Below are 1,044 nucleotides of genomic sequence, written 5' to 3'. Positions count from 1 at the left end.
CGCCGCATCGGGAAATCGGTCCGGACCGTCTACAAGTACGCGCGGGGGGAACAGAAGCCGAGAAAGGGCACGGGCGGGAAACTCGACGCTGCGCACCGCGGGACGAAAATCACCCCCGGCCGCGCGGCCGGGTGGACCGGAGGCGCGGCCGGAGGACTCGCGATCTACGGGACGTTCCGCGTGTCCGAAGACGAGCGGGAGCGCTGGATCAACCCTGGGAAGAAGATGACCGAAGAACAGGCGGACGCCATTAAGATGGCGCTCGTTGACCAGGGTCCCGCCGCCGCGGCCGGAATGCTCCGCGACGTTATCGGCCAGTATGTCCCGGGAATGACGATCGTGGAGATTGACGCAATCGAATTCGATTGATCCCGGGCGAAAAAATCCCCCATGACGTGTCCTGTCATGGGGGATTTTTTTTGGGTGGAAACTGCCGACTCCGCGGCGTAACTTGATCACATGACCTACAGGACTGGGGCAATGGCGCCCCTCGCCGCCGTCCTCCTGGTCGCCGGGGCCGGGTATCTCGCCGGGGCCTTCCTCGCCTCCGTGCCCGCCGCCGTCGTCCTGATCGCAGCGACCCCCCGCGCGTCGATCGGGTGGGCCGCGGGAGACGTCGCCGCCATCGAACATCACCGCACCGCCGCCGCCAGGAGCAGGAGGGAGCAGCCATGACCAGCGACTTCGACACCATCTTTGTCATCCTCGGGGGTGTCTGGCACGGCGTGAGCGGTAGCTACCGGGCCGCTCAAGCGGCCGGGTACGGGTGGGCATGGTGGGGCGCTCTGTTCACCCTCGCCGTCGTGTACGGCGTCCGCGTCGTGATCCGGCACGTCCGGTCCGGTCAGCTCAGGATCGGGACGGCCCTGATCGGCACGCAGAGCGGCCGGGACGCCTCCGCCGCGTCGGTCTTCCGCTCCGCGCACTCCGTCGCGCGTCGTCCCTCTCTGAGCCCGTTCTACGGTCGGCCGGCATATCTGCGTGGCCTGCCCGCGCCTACCGTCGTCGCCGCCGCATGGCTGTGGGTCGAGGTCCGCCCGCTGG

The 1,044-nt window shown here is 68.4% G+C and carries 3 protein-coding genes; all 3 read left to right on the top strand.

Features of this window, described 5'->3' with window-relative positions; translation table 11 throughout:
* Window positions 1-369, top strand: a 369-nt coding sequence (locus amrb99_RS49455) for a hypothetical protein (RefSeq protein ID WP_190869033.1), incomplete at its 5' end; no start/stop codon positions are given.
* A gap of 90 nt (window positions 370-459) precedes the next feature.
* Window positions 460-675, top strand: a complete 216-nt coding sequence (locus amrb99_RS49450; protein ID WP_190869032.1) for a hypothetical protein — start codon at window positions 460-462, stop codon at window positions 673-675.
* Window positions 672-1,044: hypothetical protein (locus amrb99_RS49445; protein ID WP_190869031.1), on the top strand; the 373-nt coding region annotated here is incomplete at its 3' end. The genes amrb99_RS49450 and amrb99_RS49445, both read left to right, overlap by 4 nt.

This window comes from Actinomadura sp. RB99 (assembly GCF_014706005.1).
Taxonomy (GTDB): domain Bacteria; phylum Actinomycetota; class Actinomycetes; order Streptosporangiales; family Streptosporangiaceae; genus Spirillospora.
Note: the sequence above shows the minus strand (reverse complement) of the source record. Positions and strands in the feature narration are given on the sequence as shown.

Excerpts from the sequence above, each read along its gene's own strand:
- amrb99_RS49450 (WP_190869032.1), top strand. The coding sequence starts at position 460 with ATGACCTACAGGACTGGGGCAATGGCGCCCCTCGCCGCCGTCCTCCTG.